Raw genomic sequence first — 1,766 nt, forward strand, 5'->3', positions numbered from 1 at the left:
TCCTGCCGCAGGGCTCGGGCTGCGGCCCGGCGATCGGCCGGACGCAGGCCGTGGTCGACAGCGACGTGGCCACCGGCAACCTCAACAAGCCGGTCGGCGACCGCTTCGGCGCCGACCTCGCCCGCGCCGCGGCTGCCTGCGCGGCCGGCCGCGACGGCGAGGCCCTGAGCCTGCTCGCCGCCGCCAAGAGCCGCTACGGCTACCCATAGAACCCGCATGCCGCCGACGCGCCGGGATGAGAGAGGCCGCGAGGAAGCCAGGGCTCAGGTCGGGAAGAGCGGGTTCGGCCCCGCGCGGCGGAAGCCGTCCGCTGCGCTTCGGGGCTTCTGCCGCGGCGCGCGATCGCCGATGACGGCTCCTTAACCAACCGCTGTCATGTTCGGATCGTGCAGGATGGCGAGGGCCCCGTGGTCATGTCGAAGCCGCAGAGGACCTCCGAAAGCGAGCGGCCGGCGAAGCCGCCGCTCAGCGCAGGCGTGCGCCGCCATCTCGGCCAGAATCTGCGCACCCTCTACGCCGACAGCCTCTCGGCCCCGGTGAGCGAACGCCTCGAGGCGCTGATCGCCCAGCTCGACCGACCCAAGAACTGAGCTGAGACCTGATCTGAGACCTGAGCTGAGGCCTGAGCCTCCATACCGCGACGTTTCTCCACGCCCGGCCGGGCTCGATCCCCGGACGTTCGCAGGTCCGATGGATCGGCGGGCGTCCCCGGGCCGTGAGCCGGCGCCTCCCTCGAGACCGGCCGATCGGGCGTTTCCGGCTGCGAGGCCGTCGCGACGCGCGGCCCCCTGCATGCCCGCGTGCCGTCCTGCTGCGTGGCGGCGATGAGGCGTTCTTTCTAAGAAACGACTGCTTCGGTATGATCCTGTTCTCGTCCGCTGGAGGACGGGAGCAGGAATCTGTCGTCCCGATGGTCGACGCGCGGATTCGCGCCGTCGCCGGGCTGCGCAGCCGATGGCGCGCCGGGCCGGACATCCAGCGTTGCCGGTTGACAACGTTCGATAAAAAGAACGAAACATGGCTCCGACGCGGTCGGCCAAGCCCGGAAACGGCGCCCGGCAACCGCGGTGATGATCGGAGGATCGACGTGAGCCAGCAGGACGTGACGCGAACCGCATCGGGCCGAAACGGGCGCAGCCGCGCCCTGGCGGGTCTCTGGCTCGCCGCCTGCCTCGTGCCGGCGGCCTTCGGCGCCCAGGCGCAGACCGCCCTGCTCAACGTCTCCTACGACCCGACGCGGGAGCTCTACCGCGACGTCAACGCCGCCTTCGTCGAGGATTGGAAGGCGAAGACCGGCGAGACGATCACCGTGCGCGCCTCGCATGGCGGCTCGGGCTCCCAGGCGCGCACGGTCATCGACGGGGTCGACGCCGACGTGGTGACGCTCGGCATCCCCTCCGACATCGACGCCATCGCGCGGCTCACCAAGAAGATCCCGGCGGATTGGCGCAGCCGCCAGCCGAACACGTCGCTGCCCTACACCTCGACGGTGGTGTTCCTGGTGCGCAAGGGCAACCCGAAGGGCGTGGCGGACTGGGGCGACCTCGTGAAGCCCGACGTGAAGGTCATCACCCCGAACCCCAAGACCTCCGCGGGCGGGCGCTGGAACTTCCTCGCCGCCTGGGGCTATGCCTACAACCAGGGCAAGGACGCGGCCAAGGCCGAGGCCTTCGTCGGTCAGGTCTACAAGAACGTGCCGGTGCTCGACACCGGCGCGCGCGGCTCCACCGTCACCTTCGCGCAGCGCGGCCTCGGCGACGTGCTGC

The 1,766-nt window shown here is 70.9% G+C and carries 2 protein-coding genes and 1 pseudogene; all 3 read left to right on the forward strand.

Annotated elements, in window-relative coordinates; all coding sequences use genetic code 11:
* Window positions 1–209 (forward strand): annotated as a pseudogene (locus ACFE86_RS00780) (hypothetical protein); the annotation flags it as partial.
* A gap of 204 nt (window positions 210–413) precedes the next feature.
* Complete coding sequence (locus tag ACFE86_RS00785; protein WP_375453411.1) at window positions 414–590, forward strand: NepR family anti-sigma factor; 177 nt, start codon at window positions 414–416, stop codon at window positions 588–590.
* Between the two features lie 554 nt (window positions 591–1,144).
* A partial coding sequence (locus ACFE86_RS00790) for a sulfate ABC transporter substrate-binding protein (protein ID WP_375453419.1) occupies window positions 1,145–1,766 on the forward strand: 622 nt, incomplete at its 3' end.

It is taken from the genome of uncultured Methylobacterium sp., from assembly GCF_964244095.1.
Lineage (GTDB): Bacteria > Pseudomonadota > Alphaproteobacteria > Rhizobiales > Beijerinckiaceae > Methylobacterium.

What these genes read in the sequence shown, in the direction of transcription:
- ACFE86_RS00785 (WP_375453411.1), top strand. Translation starts at nt 414, where the DNA reads ATGTCGAAGCCGCAGAGGACCTCCGAAAGCGAGCGGCCGGCGAAGCCG.